Here is a 20,393-nt window from a genome sequence, read left to right as displayed (position 1 = left end):
TCGCGCTTGGTAATCGCTGCCTGAAGTATGTTTTTCTAGTTGGGGCGCTTTAGTGATCATGCCCACTTTCCTGAGGCTTAACCTCATCCCCGTCGCGCAGATCATCCCGTGGATTGTTAATAACGGCGCTTTCGGACGTGAGCCCGGTAACCTCAAGTTCCGTACCGAAATCGACCAATATGGTCACAGGCTGGATCTTGACGTGATGGCGAGCGTCCATCGTGGCAATGGTTGGGCCGGCGCGCTGAAATAATAGACTGCTCGCGGGAATACGGACTGCACCCGAAGCATTCGTCTCGGGAAACGTGAAAGAGACCTGCGCATAGGCCCCAGGCTTCAGAAGACTTTCGGCATTGTCATAGACGAACTGGACGAGCATTGCTCCAGACTGAGGATCAACAGCATCCGAGGAGTGGATGAGACGGGCTTGAAAGATGCGGCCCGGATAATCTGGGACCATGAAATCTACTGTCATTTCGTTGTGCATTCGGGCGCTATAAGCCTGAGGCACGCTGACATAGATGCGTAACCGCGATACGTCAGAAACCGTAAAGAGCGGTTGGGCTGTTGATGATCCAGCTGCGATCAACGCCCCAATATCCGTGGCGCGGCTGGTAACCACACCCGTAAATGGCGCAACGATATGCTTGAAGTCAGAAAGTGTCTCCAGCCGCCCGACTTCAGCAGACGCTTCGTTTTCCGTAGCCTCGCTGGCGGCAAAATTGCCTCGTCGCTCGTCTGTCTCCTGCTGTGATACAGCATTTTGGGAATTCAGGCGGTCCCAGCGGCGCGTTGTAATACCGGCAAGGTTGCGCTGAGCCTTGCGTGTGGCCAGCGCAGCGCGGGCGCCTTTCAGCTGGAGATCCACATCTGGTGTGTCGATGTCCGCAAGGAGTTGGCCTTCCTGCACTTTCTGGCCGATATCGGCGTACCAGTGCTGGAGATACCCATTGGTGCGCGCATAGACGGGGGCCGCATACCATGCCTGAATTCGTCCAGGCAGAACCAGCTTGTCGGCAGCCATTCCGCCTGGATGAACAATAGCAACTGTCAGAATAGCGGCTGCGGCCGTTGTATCATGAAGCTGATGCCGGGCACGGAGGCGCAGGACCGTTCCGATTGCCAGGATGAGGACGAAGATGATCACCACAGCCAGAAAGAACCAGCGAAGACGACGTGGGCGCACTTCCAGCTCAGGCATGGGGAGAGGCCTCATGTGGGGTGTTCAGTTTGCGCCGATGATAGATGACAGCGAACAGGGTGGGTACGAAAAACAGGGATGCACAGGTTGCGAAGATCAGACCACCAATCACAGCCCGACCAAGGGGAGCATTCTGCTCGCCACCTTCGCCTAGTCCCATCGCCATAGGCAGCATGCCGATGATCATGGCCAGGGCCGTCATCAGCACGGGACGAAGGCGCGTCTTTCCGCCTTCGAGCGCCGCCTCAAGTGCATCGCCATGGGTGCCGAGATGTTCACGGCAGAAAGAAATGACCAGAATGGAGTTTGCTGTCGCCACCCCCATGCACATGATAGCTCCTGTGAGGGCAGGGACAGACAGAGGCGTTTCGGTTGCAAAAAGCATCCAGCAAATGCCCGCAAGGGCCGTCGGCAACGCCAGGACGACGATAAACGGATCTGTCCAGCTCTGGAAATTGACCACAATCAGCAGATAAATGAGGACGATAGCCCCTAGAAGACCCGCCCCAAGACCGGAAAAAGCTGTCATCATGGATTGATACTGACCGGCAAGTGTCACGCTGACTGTCGCTGGCCTTTGGTGGCCCAACCGGTCAAGAACAGTCTGCACATCCGACGCCACTGCTCCAAGATCCCGTCCATCAACGCCCGCAAATACGTTGATCAAAGGTCTGATATTAAACTGCCCTTCCACGGGAGAGGTTGTGCCACGGGTAATCTTTCCCAGAGCGCCGAGGACCTGCAACTGCATGACTGAAGCCCGCGCTCCCGTTACCGGTAAACCAATCACGTCTGAAAGTGTGCCAATCCGGTATTCGGGCATCTGCACGGCGATAGGATAGGTCACGTTGTTCTGGGGGTTAAGCCAGTAAAGCGGTGCCGTTTGCGAGGTTCCAGCGATTGACGTTGCTATACTGTTGGTAACATCCCCTTCAGTCAGGCCAAGCTGACTGATCCGGGTCCGATCAACGTCGAAGCGCAGCTCCGGGTAGTTGGCTGGTTGCTGAATCCGTGCGTCAACCAAACCGTCGATGTGGCGGATTTCGCGTAGCACCAGTTCTGCAAACTGGCGTGTCTCCTCCGGTTTTGGTCCCACAATCTGGATATCGATGGGGGCGGGTGCTCCGAAGTTCAGAATCTGGCTCGTCATGTCAGATGGCAGGAAGGCGAATTCTGCCTGAGGAAAAAGCCGAGGCAGATCGGCCCGTAGCCTGTGGATGTACTGCTCGGTCGGGTGATGGTTTTCCTTGAGCGCAATCAGAATGTCACCATCTTCCGGGCCGATCGTACCGGATGCGCTGTAAGCGACGTTGATAGCGCTGTTAGGCAGGCCAATAGTGTCAGCGATGGAATCGACTTCCCCCGTCGGAAGGCGTGCACGGATCTGCTTTTCGATATCCAGAAACAGAGCACCGGTTTCTTCAATACGCATCCCTATCGGCCCGCGGACGTGGAGGGTCATTGCCCCGGCATCCACGGTTGGGAAGAAATTTCTTCCGAGAAAGAACAGGAGAGCCAGACTGGAAAAGCCAACGGCGAGAAAGCCTAGAACCGATCTTACCCTATGTGTCAGCGCCACAGTCAGGATAGCGCCGTAAAGGTTTTTCAGGGCTTCAAAGCGACGCTCGAAGCCTTTCTGAAAGCGAGCGAACACATTATTTTGTGCAGGCTGGCCGCTCTTATGCGTTCGCAACAAAAACATGGCCATTGTCGGAACGAGTGTGCGCGACAGAATGAAAGACATCACCATCGCGAATATGACGGCGAGCGCCATGGGCACAAAAAGAAACCCCGATACACCGGGAAGATAAAACATCGGAACAAAAACGATACAGATACAGAGAAGGGACAGGAAAGCCGGAACGATGATTTCACCAGAACCATCGATAATTGCAGTATGAACGTCCTTATCCATATCCAGATGGCGCTCTATATTTTCAATTGTTACTGTGGCCTCATCGACCAGAATGCCAACTGCGAGACCCAGACCGCCCAATGTCATGACATTCAATGTTTCTCCCAGTGCTGACAGAATGGCGATTGCCCCCAGGATAGAGAGGGGAATTGAGGTGGCAACAATCAGTGTTGAGCGCCAGGAGCCTAGAAAAAGCAGGATCATAAGGCTCGTTAGTCCGGCAGCGATTGCTCCCTCCCGGATAACACCATTTACAGCTGCTTTGACAAAGACTGACTGATCGTTGACCGGCGTGACCTGAAGCTGTTTTGGCAAGCCTCGCGTAGCGTCCGGGATTGTAGCTCTGATCCCTTCGACGATCGCAGGGGTAGATGTTGCGCCTGATTTCAGAACGGTCAACATGGCAGACCTCTGGCCATCCACATGCACGACATTCTGCTGGGGGGGAGAGCCGTCGCGCACGTGAGCTACGTCACGTATACGTACTACAGCGCCATTTACGGTTTTGACTGGCAACATGTTCAGTTGCTCGACCGAAAGGGGCGCGTTGTTCAGCCGGAAATTATATTGATATTCGCCAATTTTCACGAAACCGGCTGGCGTGATCTGGGTTTGCAGGGTCAGTGCATTGGCAACATCCTGCCCGGAGACACCACGGGCCTGTAACTGGCTGGGGTCAAGATCCATTTGGATCTGCCTCACACGACCACCATTCGGGAAGGGAAGGGCGGCACCTGGTACCATAACGAGCCGGGTACGGATGAAATTGAAGCCAAAATCATAGAGTTGCTGCTCTGTCAGCCCTGATCCTGACAAGGCAAGCTGAAGGATCGGCACAGTCGAAGCATTGTAGTTCAGGATCAGGGGAGGCGTAGTACCGGTCGGTAATTGCCGAAGAAGCGTTTGCGCGATAGCCGTGACCTGCGCATTTGCAAGTCGAATATCCGCACCCGGTTGGAAAAAGATTTTGGTAATGCCAATGCCTGTAAGCGCCTGACCCTCGATATGCTCGATATCATTCACTGTCGTTGTAAGCGATCTTTGGAACGGGAGCTGAATGCGACCTGAAATGTCCTGAGGAGAAAGGTTTGTATAGGTCCAGGCGACCGCAACGACGGGGATTCCTATATCAGGGAAAATATCCTTGGGAGTTCGGAATGCTGACAGAATACCTGCGATAACAATCAGGATCGCCATGACAACGAACGTGTAGGGCCGCGCCAAAGCCAGGCGAACAATTGCGTTCATAATGACGGAAGACTGCTTGTGAGCATGCAAGCAAACTGTCCGTTGAGGAGAAGCATGCAGACTTTATAGACGTGGGCCCATTTGCCACTTCTGTGATGAGTCATGAAGTGGTGTCTTTCCATCATTTATCAGAAAGATTTTGGTAGCGTGGAACGCAACCGGTGTCGTGAACAACTCGATGCAGCAACGAAATGGATTACTCATTTTTCTTGTTGCGCCATTATGGCGTATTTAATGCTGGTAATGAAAGCTGCGTGTCTATCGACAACGCAGTGATAAGGGTCACAATCGGGTGAAAATTTCATTCCCCTTCTGAAGGGCCGCAAACAAATTGCGAAACCTTCAAGCCGGACGGTCTCGCTGCGGGTTGATGTGGGTTAAAAAAAGCCGAATGACACAAAAGGTCTTTAGGTCTCTCCCATCACAAGGAAAGTCATTCCCGGTGGTCAGTAGCGCCGTCTGAGGAGGTATGCGTAGAAAAAGCACCTCCTCCCATGCCACCGCCATTCATGCCTCCGTCGCCACCTCCCTTTGCGCCACCCTCTTTTCCGCTGTCCCCTTTGTCACGTCCTCCGCTTCCCGAGGGACGGCTAGGCCCTTGGCGTGGAAGCTTGAGGTCAGAAGGTATGCGTTCGATATCCAGGGCCTTACGTATAAAATCACGTAGCGCGACGACCAGATCATGAGTGTGAACGTCTCGGCCCTCAGACAGCTCTGTGGCTGCTCTTACCGCCAGACGTACGTGTTCCTCGGTTCCCAGAAGGATGATGTCTGACAAAGCGCCTTCGACAGCATCCCGGATGCGCCGAGCGCGCTCAGAATTACCGGACAGCTCAAGAGGAAGCGTATCCTGAATGTTAGAATTGCGGTGTTTCAGGTCTCGTAAATGGAGCGGGCTGACACTCAGATCTCCAGTAAAAGAGCCGCCCAAGGTTTTGTATGCTGCGATAAGCGTCCGGACACGTTCATTAATTTGTCGGTTCAAACGTTCTCTGCGCTGTTGAAGTGTGAGCATCATTATAAGCCGAATCCCGACACCCATAAGAGACAAGAACACTAACCCGACAATGGTTATCAACGTACTGTGCCAAGAGCTGAAGTCGGGATTTCTCATTTATATTTCTTTCTGGGATATGTTTGTTCGTGATCAGAGAATGGAAATTTCATTCAACTGGCTTCAGTTCCTTTTTTTCTTCATTAAATGATTGCTCTATTTTATTTTTACACCGTGTAAGCGCCTCACGGAATGCGGGTAAACCTTTTTCAAATCGAAAGAACGGGACCGTAATTGAAATGGCGTAAGGCTTGTGTCCAGGAAGACGAATAGGGGAAGCGATGCAACATACCCCGTCGCTATGCTCTTCAAAATCATAAGCAAAACCGGTCATTTTCACGGTTTCGATCTCAGTGAGAATATCCGGAATATGCGTTTTTGTATGTGACGTCATTTTGATCGGCTTGGTACCGATCAGGCTGCGCATTTCGGATTTTGTCATCACTGACAGCATCGCTTTGCCATTCGACATCGCGTGTAAAGGCATCGGGCGTCCCGTTTTGGGAACGACGCGAATTTCCTGATCTGAGTGGATTTTCTCGATAAAAGCGACCTCTTTTCCATAAATTGTACTGAGATCAACTGTCTCATGGGTCTCCTGGAACATGGTTTCGAGCGCAGCTCTGAATTTCGCCAGAAGGCTGGACTGAGCGGCTTCAGCCAGACGCATGATTCCCCATGACAGGGATACGCCGTCATTGGTGACTTCCACCAGTTCTTCGACCGCGAGTGCGTTGACCAGCCGTTGGACCGTGGATCTCGGTAATCCGGTTGCCTTGGCGATGTACCCCAGACTGACATGCGTACTTGATAAAACCCTCAGGATTGCGGCGGCCCGGCTCACCCCTTGCATGCTGTTTTCATCACTCTTCAATGCCTGCTCTCCATACTGTGATTTCGCCAATCCCTAATTCGGGAAGGATTTGATTGATATTCAACCACTGAGTGATACAGATAACGCCCACTGACTGGTTAAAGATTTTACCCACTTCTCCCTTTTTTCCGAGGGTAGATCACGAAAATGTTCGTTTTCCATAGGCGTATCTGCGTTCGGAAACAGAACACGTCTAGTGGGGGTGTTTCAAAACCAGACCGTAAGAAGATTGATTATCGTTGACCCCGTTCAAAACGGGCTGGGAGAAGTTCCTGATGCTCACCTTGGAAAAGACAGCCTTCTGGGTTGTTGAATTTTTAGGCGTGGTTCTAGGCTTAACACTGGTTTTTGGCGGCCTTTGGTTGCTCTTCCTTGGAGGATCACCATTTTATCTATTAGCAGGCATCGCCATTATTGCCATTAGTTTTGGCCTTTTCAAACGTGCTGCTTACGCACTCTACACTGCGCTTGGACTGCTCGCAGTTAGCGTGCTTTGGGCCCTGTGGGAGGTCGGTTTCGACTTCTGGCAGCTCGTGCCTCGGCTTCTGGCGTTCATTATCATCGCACTGATCGTCACGGCTCTTGCGCGCCGACTGTTTCAGAAAGACGGTCGTCCGGCATTTCCACGCGTGGTGGCCAATAGCCTGGGAGTGGTACTGCTCGGCTCTCTGGTCGCCTTCATCGTGGGAATGTTTTTCCCACATCCTACAGTGGTTGCTGAGTCTTCTGGTCCAGCACCGGTTATTCAGCCACAGGCTGGGCAGGACAGTGGAAATGACTGGCCAGCCTGGGGACGTAGCACGGCTGGCAACAGATTTGCCCAGTTCGATCAGATCAATAAATCCAACGTCAAGAACCTGAAGGTGGCTTGGACCTATCGTACTGGCGACCTGGCCATTGATGGCTCAGAATATCAGGTTACGCCAATCAAAATCGATAACACGATGTATCTGTGCACACCGCTGAACAAGGTGATTGCCCTCGATGCGGTAACGGGGAAAGAGCTGTGGCGCTTTGATCCCAAGCTGAGAATTACTGATAGCAATAGAGGCTGGAAGCGCTGCCGTGGTGTAGGCTACGCAGACACTTCTACGCTTCCTCCCGAAGCTCTTCAGCCTGCTACAGATCAGACAGGAGCGGATCAGGCTGTTACGCAGGACGCCTCGCCCCCTTCCGGGGCATGCCGTAAGCGGATTGTCTCCAATACCAATGATGCTCGCCTGTTTGAAGTGGACGCCGAGACTGGCAAGCCATGCGAAGACTTTGGCGATCATGGTTTTGTTAACCTGCTTGATGGTCTGACGGATGCTCCGGAAAACGGCTCGTATTATTTGACCTCTGCGCCTCTGGTTGCCGATGGCGTCATCATGGTTGGCGGCAAGATCAACGATAACATTTCGGTTGGAGAACCATCTGGCGTAGTCCGTGGCTTTGACGTCCGAACAGGTAAGCTCCTTTGGGCATGGGATGCGTCCCGTGGGGCTAAAGACAGCACTCCTCTGCCTCCAGGTGAGCACTATGCTCCCCAAACTCCGAACTTCTGGGGCACGGCAGCTTACGATCCCAAGCTGGGGCTGGCTTATTTCCCGACTGGTAACCAGACACCAGATTTCTGGAACGGTGATCGCTTCCCGTATTCGGATGAATACACGGATGCCATTGTTGCGGTCGAGATCAAGACCGGCAAAGAGCACTGGCACTTCCGTACGGCTAACAACGACCAGTTTGACTATGACGTTACGTCCCAGCCGATCCTCTATGATCTTCCCGGCAAAGACGGCACCACGACGCCTGTCATCATCCAGTTGACCAAGCGTGGCGAAGTCTTCGTGCTGGATCGTCGTGATGGTAAGCCTGTTATTCCGGTGGAATACCGCAAGGTTCCGACGGATGGCATGCCGGGAATGCGTATATCACCAACGCAGCCTTTCTCCGCGATTTCAATCGGCACGACGCCGTTCAAGGAATCCGATATGTGGGGCGGTACGATCCTCGACCAGCTGTATTGCCGGATCCAGTTCAAGCAGATGCGCTGGAAGGGCGAGTTCACGCCACTTTCTGACAAGCAGCGCACTCTGATCTATCCGAGCTATTACGGTGGTTCCAACTGGGGTGGTGGCGCTATTGATGCTTCGACCGGAACGCTGATTGTCAATGATATTCGCATGGCTCAGTGGGGCCGGTTTATCAAACAGGACGAAGCAAAGCGTATTGGTCTGAAGCCAAGTGCTGAAGGTGAATACTCGGAGCAGATCGGGACACCATGGGGTGTTGAGCGCTCAATGTTTGTCTCACCTCTTGGAGTTCCATGCTTCAAGCCGCCATTTGGCACCATGACTGCCATTGACCTCGCTACAGGAAAGACAAAGTGGCAGGTTCCTATGGGCAGCATTCAGGATGCTCCGGTGCATGGTATTGTTCCAGGTGTACGTATTCCGCTGGGAATGCCGACGATGGGCGGACCACTCGTAACGAAGGGCGGCCTGACCTTCTTCCATGGCACACTGGATTACTACGTTCGTGCTTTGGATAACGACACGGGTACGGAACTATGGCGCGCCCGACTTCCGGTTGGCGGGCAGGGGGCTCCCATGTCGTATATTGGCAAAGACGGCAAACAGTACGTCGTCGTCGTTGTCGGTGGTGCGACCCGTACGGGTACCAATGCAAACCGTGGTGACTACGTCATGGCTTATACGCTGCCATAAAACTGGAAAAGCCTTCCAGATACCAGATCCAGGAAGAGAACTTCCTGGATCTGCACTTTCATTCACAAACGTATTTATTTTATCAAATAGAACTACGGTATTAAAAATATCAGTTCTTATAAATCCCCAAATTAAAAAGAGAAAAACACCAATTTAGGTGAAATATCCCAATGGGAAAGGGGATTCCCTTATGAAATGGTCAAGTTCCTCTAGAACTTTTTCGATCTGGATGCTGTTGCTTGCGAGCATATCTGGTCAAGCTGTAGCGGCGGATCAGACAAACGGCAATGAAAGCGACGATGCCAGTTACTCTCTATTCGATAATAGCCCGAACTCACGTGCAACCCTGACGGGAGATTGGGGAGGCGTAAGAACCTATTTACGCAACAAGGGAATAGAATTCGGTGCCAGTTGGACCAATGAAACTGCGGGAAACGTTACAGGAGGAGATCGCCACACAGCTGCTCAAACCAACCAGATTACGGCGGGTCTGGATGTCAACGCAGAGAAGCTTCTGCACTGGAAAGGTGCGTCTTTCAATTTCACCTTCACGTGGAGGTCGGGTCGCAATCTGATCACTGACGCAGGTTTGTACACTTTACAACAACCTCAGGAAGTCTGGGGAAGAGGACAGACCACACGGTTGACGCAGCTTTGGTATAATCAAAATTTGGGAAGCGGCTTCAGTTTCAAGGTCGGACGACTGCCAACTGGTGCTGATTTCGACAATGTTCCATGCTTGACGATGGTTAACTATTTCTGTGGTGCCACGACGGGAAATATGGATGGAAGTCGGTGGCTTAACTGGCCAGTGAGTGTCTGGGGTGGTCTGGTAAAATATAACAATCCACGCTGGTATTTTCAGGCTGGTGCTTATGAACAGAATGATCGAAATCTCGATAATTACCTGTTCATTGGCTACCTGCATGGTGCAACAGGCGTTCTTCTGCCGTTCGAAACGGGTTTGCGTGTACATTTAGGAGCGCATGGCTATCCTGGAGCTTACCGGATTGGTGGGTGGATCAATACTGCCCCGGCAGCAGACGTGCTTCTTGCAAGTAATGGGCAGCCTGCCGTCATGGCAGGAATGTCAATGCTTGAACGCAGTGGAAGCCACGGCGGCTATCTGTGGTTTCAACAGCAACTGACTGGAACTTTTACAGAAACGCCAGGAGAAGATGCAATTGTTACGCAAGGGCTTACGGCATACGTTACATTGACCATGGTTGATAAAGAGACTGGGCCTGTTTCTTCCCAAGTCACGGCCAGCCTGCGTTATCTGGGGCTTCCGGGCCGCAAACATGATGCAGTGACCCTGGCATTCGGAACCAATCACGTGAATTCGAGACTTGCGACACTGGATTGGTATCAGGCGGGAAAAAAGGGTCCGAGACGTGATTCAGAGTTTGCAATTGAAACGGATTATACCGCTCAGGTGACAAAATGGCTGTACTTAGAACCTAACATACAGTTCTGGGTTGATCCGGGTGGATATACTCAAAAAAGCATGATTACGGTTTTAGGGTTGAAGACCGGTGTAACATTTTAGAATGTAATAGTGTCTATGGTGACGTCTGGGTCCGGCAGATAACGCTTCTCCTGATTGACTGCAAAGGACCCAGATATCTCTTGTCAGACCATTTTCCCGAACCACAGAGGAAAATACTCGTCAGTGGTAGAACCTGTTAATCGGCGATACGCAAACGGGATAGGTAACTGATGCTTTCAGTCAGTCCGAGCAAAGAAATTTGTGCCGACTGATAAATATAAATAAGAAATGTAATTACAGGATGTGTTTATTAAGTAATTACAAATATATTCTTGGGTAATTTTTGGTACGGATTAGGAGTTGCTTTGAGGTAACGTTTTTCGATAAATAATCTTCAATGAAACACACCTAAGAAAAAATCATTTCTCGCCCTTGAGACTTCATATCACGCGCAGCCATGACGGGATAAACCGCACCAGGGTCAATGGGGCGATATGCAATCCGAAACAATATGGTGCGGATCCGAGTGTGTCGGATTAACAACGCAATTTTTCAAAGAATCTCAATTCAATGTCATATTGCAATAATATAATTGTCAGACATCGAAACGTTCAGCATCTTCTCGGAAGTCGCGGATACAGTCCGTAATCCCAGAATGCAAAGATTAACAATGCCATGCTAATCCATTCGAAGACGAATCGAACGCTGCTGCTGCTCGGAGCAACAGTGCTATCTACCCAGTCAGCCTTGGCTGCCGCCGCTACATCTCACGCTGCAAGCCACAAAAAATCGCATCATCGCACGGCATTGACTTCCACTAACACAGCAAGCAGTAAACCAGCAGTGACTGGGAACTCGCCAGTAGCAACCGGTTCTGGAGTGGCATATCCAGGTCGGAAAGCGACGATTGCGCAGGCTCAGACAGATGCTGCTCAACTTCCCGCCGCTCCCTCCGGGAACGAAAGCATTGTCGTAACCGGTACGTTGTTTCGCGATCCCAATACCCACAGCTCCTCGCCCATCACCCATCTTACGCGTCAGGACATGCAACAGCGTGGCCTGAAGACGGCAACTGACGTTGTGCAGCAGCTCTCATCAAATGGTGCTGGCAACCTGACAAATGCGTGGTCTGCAGGCGGTGGTTTTGCTGCGGGTGGCTCTGCGCCGTCGCTTCGTGGTTTGAGCACGGATTCAACGCTGGTTCTTATGGATGGTCAGCGAAACTCGTACTATCCTCTGGCGGATGACGGCGTTCGTAACTTTGTGGATACGAACTGGATTCCGCAATCGATTATCGAAGCTGTTGATGTACAGCAGGATGGCGGCTCAGCGACATATGGTGCAGATGCCGTCGCTGGTGTCGTGAACTATATTACGCGTAAAGAAATCAAAGGCTTCGAAGGAAACGCCGAAGGCGGGCTCTCGCAGCGTGGAGACAGTGGCCACCAGCGCCTTTACGCGACATTCGGTCATGGTGACCTGCATCGTGATGGCTATAACTTCTATATTAACGGCGAATATCAGCAGGACGATCCGCTCTATTATCGCCAGCTTCAGTCTCCGTACAACAATGGGGATCTGACAAGTCTTGGTGGTGTGAACGGGAACACAAATGCCCTTTCTCCCGATGGGACGATTAACTCAACCTTCTTCGGAGCGACACCGGCCGCGGTCGTGCGTCCGGTAACCGCAGGAGCTACGCGTGGAACCGGGCCTTACAGCCTGCTCAATCAATCGGCAGGATGCAGTTCTGTCGGGCAGCTTGTTTCCGGAAATCTGGTCAGTGCTCCCGGTGGAGCAACCCAGACCTGCATGCAGAATTCGCAGCAATATGCGCAGGTGGCGCCTGACCAGCGCCGTATTGAAGGCACGGCGCATTTTACGGCGAATGTCACCGATCGCTCACAATTGGTTGCAATGTTCAACTGGTCTCAGACCCGGACGATCACCACTGACAGCCCTTCAGCCATTGGAGTTTACACGCAGGATCGCCTTGCAACATCCAGCCTGACGCTGCTGCCGGTGACGATCAATGGTCAGCTAAACCCGAATAATCCTTACGCAGCTCAGAATGAGGAAGCTCAGATTCTGGGAACATTTGGAAACGTGATTCCCACCACGACACAGACAACACAGAATTATCGTGGCTCTGTGCGTTACTCTGGGTGGGAGCCGTCTAAATGGGGTTCAGACTGGAACTATGACGTCAACTTTGTTGGTATGAATTCTCTTCTGGATGAGACCTATACGGGCGTTCCCACGATTAATGGCATCAACAACGCCATTAATAATGGCACCTATAATTTTGTAGATCCGTCTCAGAATTCCCGTTCGGTCCTGAATTCAATTTTCCCTGTGGACACCATTCACGCACGCACGCAGGAATATTCCGGTGAGGCAACAGCCAGTAAGGGGCTGTTCAAATTGCCGGGCGGTATGGTGAAGCTTGCTGTTGGTGGCAATATCCGCTGGGAATCCATGAACGATCCGAGCGCAAACCCCATTGATTACAGCGATCTCGGTGCTCAATACACCAGCAAAATCAATCCTGTCAGTGCATATGGGCAACGCTGGGTCGAGGCCGGTTTCTACGAAGTTAATATTCCAGTTGTGAAGATGCTGAACATAGACACATCTGGCCGTTATGACAATTACTCTGAAGGTTTCCATCATTTTTCTCCAAAAGTTGGCCTTCAATTCCGGCCCGTTAAAGAGCTGACACTGCGTGGCACCTTCTCCAAGGGCTTCCGTGTTCCCAGTTTTGCGGAAACGGGCGGTACGACTGTCGGATACACGGGCTGGACTGTTAATAATCCAGCTTGGCAGGCTTCTCATGGGAACAATGCATATTCGCAGGGTACCAGTATTGGTCTTCAGAACGTTGGAAACCCTAACCTGAAACCTGAAACATCCACGAATATTTCAGCGGGGCCAATCTTTAAGCCAACCAGCTGGATGACCTTGGATTTTGAATACTGGTATATCAAGAAGAACCATTACATTACTGGTGATACACTTGCTGCCAGTTCGGTCGCTAACTCATGGCTGAACTGCGGTAACACCTGCCTACCGTCAGGCATTACTGTTACTCCTAATCCAGTTGATCCGCAGTATCCTAACGCCCAACCGTCTCCGGGTATCATTAGTGCGCAGTACGTTAATGCTCGTAGCCTTATGACGGATGGCTTTGATTTCGGCATTGAGGTTCATCATCGTTTGCCTGGTATTTTTCATGACGTAATGTGGTACAGCAAAGGGCAGGGCACATATGTTCGTCGTTTCAATCAGACTAACCCTGACGGAACTGTCTACCGCTTCGCAGGGACGCTTGGTCCGTACTCTGCAGTATCCGCATCCGGCACACCTCACTGGCGGGCTAACTGGTCTAATACTCTGACCTGGAAGAATCTGGCCGTCACTCCGACCGTTTACTACACAAGTGGGTATAAGACCGTTGCGGATGACTCTGGTTCTTCTGCCCTTAACGCAAATGGCGTTACTTACAGCCGTTCCTGCGCAGGCACGTTGTCGGGTAGCTATAATAACAATGCCCCGACGACGCAGTGCAAAGTCAAAGGGTTCTGGGATGTTGATCTGACGGTCAACTACAGGGTCAATCAGAGGTGGTCTGTTTACGCAAACGTTTACAACCTGCTCGGCTTCCGTGCACCGCTCGATTACGCGACATATGGTGGTTATCTGTATAACTCGTCCTGGACACAAAAAGGCGTGGTTCTCCGCTCGTTCCAGTTCGGTGTGAACGTAAGCCTGTAAAAAACAAAACTTGGAAGTAGAAATGCGGGAGTTATAGCTCCCGCATTTTTTTGATTTGGTAAATACTATTGAAGAGACAATTTCAGAATGCGGAGATCATATTTGATTTCCAGAATTAGGTTGATCATCACATAGCAGATCATGCCATGCGATCTCTTTGTGTCCTAAATTCTGATATTCATATCAATTCAGAAACTTGGCTCATGCCTCATTCTATAGCTGCTCTTCCTCATAAAAAATCCGCTTGACATACCCTCCCCCCGAGGGGATAGGGGAGAGATGACTAACGAAACACATGTTCAAATTCTTCAACGTCTGAAACAGGCGCACGGGCATCTGGCGAAGATTCTCGAGATGATGAATGAAAAGCGACCGTGTGGGGAGCTTGTCCAACAGATTCAGGCGGTTGAGAGCACAATCCACAATGCCAAGCGGCGCCTAATTCAGGACCATCTTGAGCATTGTGTTGTTGATGAAGTCGCGGACGGCACTATGAACCGTGAGACTGCCATCCGGGAATTTGCAGCTCTGGCCAAATATCTCTGATCTAGGAATGTTCATGGTTATGTCTGGTCCCACATCGAACTCATTTCTTAAGGGACGTCGATATGGTGGTAGTGTTCTAGGTCTCGCGGCCCTTCTGATATGTGCTCCAGCACATGGGCAGACGTCGTCTCGTGACATCTCGATATCAGTCCATGAAGCCATTACAGATGCCTGGAACAACGACCCGGTAAGGACGGAACTTCAGACCAATCAGCAGTCAGCAGATGCCCGCGCAAAAGCTGCCCAATCATGGTTTGCTGGTGGTCCTACATTGAGTGCGGACTATTACGATGATCGCATTGGCGGTTCGCATCTGGGGTATATTACCTGGCAAGGTGGCGTTTCAGTGCCGTTGTGGCTTCCGGGGCAGGGGACTGCGACTGAAAACGTGGCCCATGCCGATGCCCGCACGGCGTTAATAAGGCTCGACGTCGAGCGAATGGCTGTCGCGGTTCGCGTCGTCGATGCGGCCGGAGCGGCTATTCTTGCAAGGAAGAGAGAAACTGCTGCTCAGGCTACGCTTTCGGCTCTCGAACGGATCTCGAGTGCTGTTTCTCGTGCTGTACGTGCGGGAGAGTCTGGCTCAGTCGACAGTCAGGCGGTCACGGCCCAGCTTGCAGATGCGAGAAGCGAGCTCGAAGGTGCGCGGGAAGAAATATTCACGTCCCGCGCTGCACTCCAAACCCTGCTGGGTGTAGATGGTATTCCTGATATTACGCAGGCGGATCGCCGTTGGCTGGTACTAACGCGTGCCAATAACCTCCGATGGGTAGAAGACGACGATCCGCGCGTTCGTGCGGCTCATGAGGAGGTTATTGCGGCCCAGGCACAGGTTCGTCTTGCACGCGCCAGCTTTATGCCGAACCCTGAGGTGGGTGTGGATGCGATCGATCAGGCGCAGTATGGCAGTCCCTGGGATACGCAGGTTGGTTTCAATGTCCGTGTGCCCTTGCCAAATGCCGTCACAACGACGCCGGTCACATCTGCCGCACGTGACCGTCTTGCCGCTGCCAGCCGGCAGGAAATTCAGGCTCGTCGGGCTGTTCAGAACGAAATGGCACAAGTCCGCGCCCGTGTGGAGGCTGCGACGACGACACTTGATGACGCGCGTGTCTCTGCAAGCGCCATGCTCCGGCGCGCTGATGCTATGGAACATTCCTGGCGGCTGGGAGAAAGCCCCTTGATAGAAGCTCTCAGAGCCCGCACTGATGCTTACAGAAGCCTTCTGGCTCTGAACAGGGCAGAGATCGCCTGGCATGGGGCGATTATCCGTATTGGAATTGCTACAGGAACGATGCCGTGAAAAAGATCACCTGTCTGACAGGTCTGTTGATGGCGAGTTGCTTGCAGCCAGTTAAGGCAGAAACACCCGCATGGCTTCTCCCGCTGAAACTTGATGTCGTAGCCCAGAAAAACGAAAATTTTCAGGTTTCTCCTGCCCGATATGGCGATATGCATGCCACCATATCTGCGATGGCCACGGTCAGCGCAGATACGTCACGTGTTGTGGTTATCCGCCCGGCGGGAGGCGGCAAGGTAACGGATGTTCTGGTCACTCCGGGACAACGGGTTCGTCAGGGCCAGACTCTGATTAATTACACGGATCACACCCTTCACGAACTTCATCTGCAGCGCATGCAGGTTCAGGCGGCTCTGGCATCTGCGAGGGCGGCCGTTACTGAAGCGGATCAGGCATACCGACGCGGTCTTGCACTGGCGGGAACAACCGTTTCGACAGGGGAAGTCAAGCGCCGGCTTGCTCAACTCCAGCAGGACCGAAGCATTGTCGTAGCTCGTCAGGCTGACATGGGAACAATCGAGCACAGAGTGAACGAAGAGTTCACATCCGTCACGGAGAAGATTGTTCAGGACGAGGCATCCAGTTTGATTTCACCCGTTAACGGTATTGTGCAAACCGTCAGTACGTCAGCAGCTTCGGATATCAATTCGGGAGAGGCACTCGCTACGGTTGTGGATTTATCGAGTGTCTGGATCGTTGCTCAGGTCCGCCCTCAGGAAGCATCTCAACTGGCTATTGGTAGCAAGGTCTTCGTTAGGCCATCAGGTGACGCTTCCGCCACGCCATTTACCGCTCACATTACAACCATTGATGGCCTGACAGACGCCATGACCGGACTGGTGCGTGTTGTGTGTGTGGTAGACCGCTCAGATGGTCAGTTACGGCCAGGAAGCATGTTGGACGCTTCGCTTGACACTGTAAGAACAGTTCATGGTCTCGTTGTTCCTGCATCCGCCGTTGAGAGAGTGGACGGGCACACAGTCGTTTATGTTAAAACCGGCCCTGAAGCATTTCAGCCCCATGAAGTAAAACTGTTGCTGGAAAACGATGATCAGGCTGTGGTGGAAGGGAATTTACCCCAGGAAGCCTCGATTGTCGGTAATGGGAGCTTCGTGCTGAAAAGCATGACGCTCCTTGGTGCGGACGGGGGCTGAATACTTTCATCATGCTGAAATTTTTTCAGACGAACCGTTTCGTCCTGTTGGGGCTTGTCTGCGCGCTTCTGATCGGGGGGCTGCTGACGATCCCGGGACTTCCTGTTGAGCCGGTACCGGATATATCACCCAAGCAGGTTCTCGTATCCGTTACTGCCCCTGGTCTGGCGACCGAAGAAGTGGAAAAACTCATTACATTTCCTCTTGAAGCCAGCATGACGGGAATTCCCGGTGTAACGGATCTTAGATCCGTCTCCCGCACCGGCGTTTCCGTCGTTTATCTTCAGTTTGACGACAATACGAATATCGACCTTGATCGCACCCGCGTCAGTGCGCGGATGCAGACCGCGCGCGAAACGATCACGGTCCCTAACATCTCGGTCTCCATGGGGCCGCTTGCCACAGGCATGGGCGAAATCATGCAGATCCAGATCAAGGGAGAAGGTTATTCTCCCATGGATCTCAACCGCCTGATGCGGTGGACGGTCGTTCCACAGCTCAAGCTGGTTCCGGGTGTTGTGGACGTCAACGTCAACGGTGGCGGAGAAGAGACATATCAGGTTCTTTTGGATCCTGCGCTCCTTCGTGCCTTCAACGTCACCGTGGGCGACGTTTACAAGGCCGTTGACGAGAATAACGCCTCCGCGGGTGGTGGCTGGATCGCTCACCACGCAGAACAGCAGGTCGTGGTTGGTCGCGCGCTCGTGGGAAGCCTGGAGGCTTTTGGAGCCATCCCCGTCCGTATGGGGGCAAACGGCAATGTTGTTCGCCTCAGGGACGTGGGGCAGGTTACAACAGGGCCTCGGACAAGACTGGGTGCCGTAACGCGGGACGGGCAGGGTGAAATCGTCAACGGCGTGGTTCTCATGCAGAACGGTGCCAGTTCCAACGCTACACTTGCGGCGATCAACGCATCTCTACCCGGGATCATACAGTCGCTTCCCGCAGGCGTGAGTCTCGAGCCATTTTATAAGCGCTCGACCCTGACAGGCGAGACGATTGATACAGTCAAGGAAAACCTGGTTATCGGTGCGGCTCTTGTCCTGATCGTTCTGATTGTCGTTCTGGGAGACTGGCGTGCCGCGCTGGTTATTGCGTCTGTCATCCCCGCTGCCCTGATCTTTGCAATGGCCGGCATGAGGTTCTTTGGCGTTTCTGCCAATCTGTTGAGCCTCGGCGCGATCGATTTTGGCATGATTGTCGACAGTTCTCTCGTCGTGGTCGAGCATCTTCTGTCCATTCGGGGAACAACCAAAGATCGGGCTGCGCTGCCTGACCTTGCGACAGAAGCTCTTCGGGCGGTCATTCGGCCTGTGACGTTTGCGATCTTCGTAATCATCATGGTGTATCTGCCCATTTTGACGCTTCAGAGCATCGAGGGGCGTATGTTCAGCCCGATGGCGCAGACCGTCATTATGGCATTGCTGGCCTCGCTGCTTTACTGCGTGGTCTGTATTCCGGTTCTGGCCGCACTCGTCATGCACAGAAGCCCACCTGACCATGAAACACGCTTTATCCGGACATTGCGTCGCTACTATGAGCCAGCGCTGGCATGGAGCGAAACTCATAGCAGAACGCTGATTGCCATTACCGGTGGAGCATTTCTGGTCTCGGTGTTCCTTGCCAGCCGTCTTGGCGGGGAGTTCGTGCCACAACTCGATGAAGGCGCATTGCTGGTCACCTCTATTCGTCTTCCCAGTGCGTCTCTTCCGACCGTTCTGGATGGTGTGACGCAGCAGGAAAAAATTCTCAAATCCTTCCCGGATGTCGAGACGGTCGTCAGCAATACCGGGACGTCTGCCATCCCGACGGACCCTATGGGAACGGCAGAAACAGACACGTTCGTGTTTCTCAAACCGCGCTCTCAATGGACAACGTCGTCTAGCGAGGCGGGGCTTGTCGAGAAGATGAGTGCGGAACTGAACAGGAAAGTGCCGGACGCTCATTATTCCTGGACGCAGCCAATTCAGATGCGCATGGACGATCTTCTTTCAGGGGTTCGTACTCAGCTTGCCATTTCCATCTATGGTGATGATCTGGACGTCCTGAACCGGCTTGCCCAGAAAGTCGCCACCGTAGTGCAGAGTGTGCCGGGTGCGGCAGATGTTGCGTCGGAGAGCGAAGGCACGGTTCCTTATCTCCATGTGGATGTGGACCGGGATTCCGCGGCGCGTCTGGGGGTTTCCGTGGCGGATATTCTTGCGGAAGTTGAAGCCATCGGCGGTCATATTGGGCGGCCGGTTACAGTTGAAAACGCCATCATTCCAACGCAGGTTCAGTTCCGGGACGGCGCCGTGAACTCTCAGGACAGGATTGCCCACCTTCAGGTTCGACGTGCGGATGGCGCGGGCTGGGTCCTTCTGACAGACGTCGCCCATATTTCCCTTGTAGACGGGACGTCCCGTATTGACCGTGATGGGACACATCGGCGCGTGATCGTTCAGGCCAATGTGCGGGGCCGGGACGTGAGTTCATTTGTGGCAGCCGCTCAGGAGGCGGTGACGAAGCAGGTCAAATTGCCTCATGGATATCGCATGAGTTGGGCAGGTCAGTTCAGGAACCTCCAGTCAGCTATGAAGCGGCTGGAAATTGTCGTCCCTATCGCACTGGCTCTGATTTTTGGGCTGCTGATCGCGGCGCTGGGCTCGTTCGGCGCAGCGGCGCTGGTATTCATCAACCTGCCTGTCGCCGCAACAGGGGGCATACTGGCGCTCGTTCTGCGTGGCCTTCCATTCAGTATCGCCGCTGGTATCGGGTTCATAGCACTCTTTGGGGTGGCGATCCTGAATGGCGTTGTTCTGCTAAGCCAGATCCGCACCTTCCGCCTGCAAGGCATGAGTGCTGCCAAGGCTGCGTTTTCCGCAGCGAGTGCGCGGTTTCGGCCTGTGATTGCAACAGCGTCCGTTGCAAGTCTCGGCTTCTTTCCGATGGCATTTTCCGGAAGTGCTGGCGCAGAGGTCGAACGGCCTCTGGCGACCGTAGTGATTGGCGGTCTGGTATCCTCGACGCTACTGACGCTTCTTGTTCTTCCAACGCTTTACGCACGTTTTTTCAAGGATAAGTCCGAACAGTCGAGCGATCTGCAGCCCTGAGATCTAAAAGGGAGGAATGTTCGGATTTTTGCCCGGGC

At 52.8% G+C, this 20,393-nt stretch carries 11 protein-coding genes; 7 read left to right on the top strand and 4 right to left on the bottom strand.

What is annotated here, in order from left to right; translation table 11 throughout:
* Positions 1-49: 49 nt before the first annotated feature.
* From GFR01_RS10065 to GFR01_RS10050, 4 genes are all read right to left on the bottom strand, one after another.
* Positions 50-1,201 carry an efflux RND transporter periplasmic adaptor subunit gene (locus tag GFR01_RS10065; protein WP_174694705.1) on the bottom strand — a complete coding sequence of 384 codons (1,152 nt, stop codon included), beginning with the start codon at positions 1,199-1,201 and terminating at the stop codon, positions 50-52.
* Positions 1,194-4,364 carry an efflux RND transporter permease subunit gene (locus GFR01_RS10060; RefSeq protein ID WP_099182491.1) on the bottom strand — a complete coding sequence of 1,057 codons (3,171 nt, stop codon included), beginning with the start codon at positions 4,362-4,364 and terminating at the stop codon, positions 1,194-1,196. The genes GFR01_RS10065 and GFR01_RS10060 overlap by 8 nt, the downstream gene beginning before the upstream one ends.
* A gap of 433 nt (positions 4,365-4,797) precedes the next feature.
* On the bottom strand, positions 4,798-5,478 hold the full coding sequence (locus GFR01_RS10055; RefSeq protein ID WP_174694704.1) for a hypothetical protein: 681 nt from the start codon (positions 5,476-5,478) through the stop codon (positions 4,798-4,800).
* A 49-nt stretch (positions 5,479-5,527) separates the two neighbouring features.
* Positions 5,528-6,292: an IclR family transcriptional regulator gene (locus tag GFR01_RS10050; RefSeq protein ID WP_082872658.1), complete on the bottom strand. Its 765-nt coding sequence runs from the start codon at positions 6,290-6,292 to the stop codon at positions 5,528-5,530.
* Between the two features lie 239 nt (positions 6,293-6,531).
* Between GFR01_RS10050 and GFR01_RS10045 the strand changes: the two genes are divergently transcribed.
* The 7 genes from GFR01_RS10045 to GFR01_RS10015 all read left to right on the top strand — a co-directional run bounded on the left by GFR01_RS10045 (position 6,532) and on the right by GFR01_RS10015 (position 20,355).
* Positions 6,532-9,000 (top strand): membrane-bound PQQ-dependent dehydrogenase, glucose/quinate/shikimate family, encoded by a 2,469-nt coding sequence (locus tag GFR01_RS10045; RefSeq protein WP_244902242.1) that lies wholly within the window; start codon positions 6,532-6,534, stop codon positions 8,998-9,000.
* Between the two features lie 190 nt (positions 9,001-9,190).
* Positions 9,191-10,549: a carbohydrate porin gene (locus GFR01_RS10040; protein ID WP_244902241.1), complete on the top strand. Its 1,359-nt coding sequence runs from the start codon at positions 9,191-9,193 to the stop codon at positions 10,547-10,549.
* A 615-nt stretch (positions 10,550-11,164) separates the two neighbouring features.
* Positions 11,165-14,263, top strand: coding sequence for a TonB-dependent receptor domain-containing protein (locus tag GFR01_RS10035; protein ID WP_167384236.1), 3,099 nt, complete (start codon positions 11,165-11,167; stop codon positions 14,261-14,263).
* Positions 14,264-14,542: 279 nt separating this feature from the next.
* Entirely contained in the window at positions 14,543-14,809 is a 267-nt protein-coding gene (locus tag GFR01_RS10030) for a metal-sensing transcriptional repressor (protein WP_063903826.1), read from the top strand.
* 19 nt (positions 14,810-14,828) lie between these two features.
* A complete protein-coding gene (locus GFR01_RS10025; RefSeq protein ID WP_244902240.1) occupies positions 14,829-16,112 on the top strand; it encodes a TolC family protein in 1,284 nt (427 codons plus the stop codon).
* Complete coding sequence (locus GFR01_RS10020) at positions 16,109-17,263, top strand: efflux RND transporter periplasmic adaptor subunit (RefSeq protein WP_099182341.1); 1,155 nt, start codon at positions 16,109-16,111, stop codon at positions 17,261-17,263. Before GFR01_RS10025 ends, GFR01_RS10020 begins: the two co-directional genes overlap by 4 nt.
* Before the next feature lie 11 nt (positions 17,264-17,274).
* Positions 17,275-20,355 carry an efflux RND transporter permease subunit gene (locus GFR01_RS10015; RefSeq protein ID WP_099182340.1) on the top strand — a complete coding sequence of 1,027 codons (3,081 nt, stop codon included), beginning with the start codon at positions 17,275-17,277 and terminating at the stop codon, positions 20,353-20,355.
* Positions 20,356-20,393 lie beyond the last annotated feature (38 nt).

Origin of the sequence: Gluconobacter frateurii (assembly GCF_002723955.1) — a bacterium.
Lineage (GTDB): Bacteria > Pseudomonadota > Alphaproteobacteria > Acetobacterales > Acetobacteraceae > Gluconobacter > Gluconobacter frateurii.
Note: the sequence above shows the minus strand (reverse complement) of the source record. Positions and strands in the feature narration are given on the sequence as shown.

What these genes read in the sequence shown, in the direction of transcription:
- GFR01_RS10035 (WP_167384236.1), top strand. Translation starts at nt 11,165, where the DNA reads ATGCTAATCCATTCGAAGACGAATCGAACGCTGCTGCTGCTCGGAGCA.
- GFR01_RS10060 (WP_099182491.1), bottom strand. Translation starts at nt 4,364, where the DNA reads ATGAACGCAATTGTTCGCCTGGCTTTGGCGCGGCCCTACACGTTCGTT.
- GFR01_RS10025 (WP_244902240.1), top strand. Translation starts at nt 14,829, where the DNA reads ATGTCTGGTCCCACATCGAACTCATTTCTTAAGGGACGTCGATATGGT.
- GFR01_RS10065 (WP_174694705.1), bottom strand. Translation starts at nt 1,201, where the DNA reads ATGCCTGAGCTGGAAGTGCGCCCACGTCGTCTTCGCTGGTTCTTTCTG.
- GFR01_RS10040 (WP_244902241.1), top strand. Translation starts at nt 9,191, where the DNA reads ATGAAATGGTCAAGTTCCTCTAGAACTTTTTCGATCTGGATGCTGTTG.
- GFR01_RS10055 (WP_174694704.1), bottom strand. Translation starts at nt 5,478, where the DNA reads ATGAGAAATCCCGACTTCAGCTCTTGGCACAGTACGTTGATAACCATT.
- GFR01_RS10015 (WP_099182340.1), top strand. Translation starts at nt 17,275, where the DNA reads ATGCTGAAATTTTTTCAGACGAACCGTTTCGTCCTGTTGGGGCTTGTC.
- GFR01_RS10030 (WP_063903826.1), top strand. Translation starts at nt 14,543, where the DNA reads ATGACTAACGAAACACATGTTCAAATTCTTCAACGTCTGAAACAGGCG.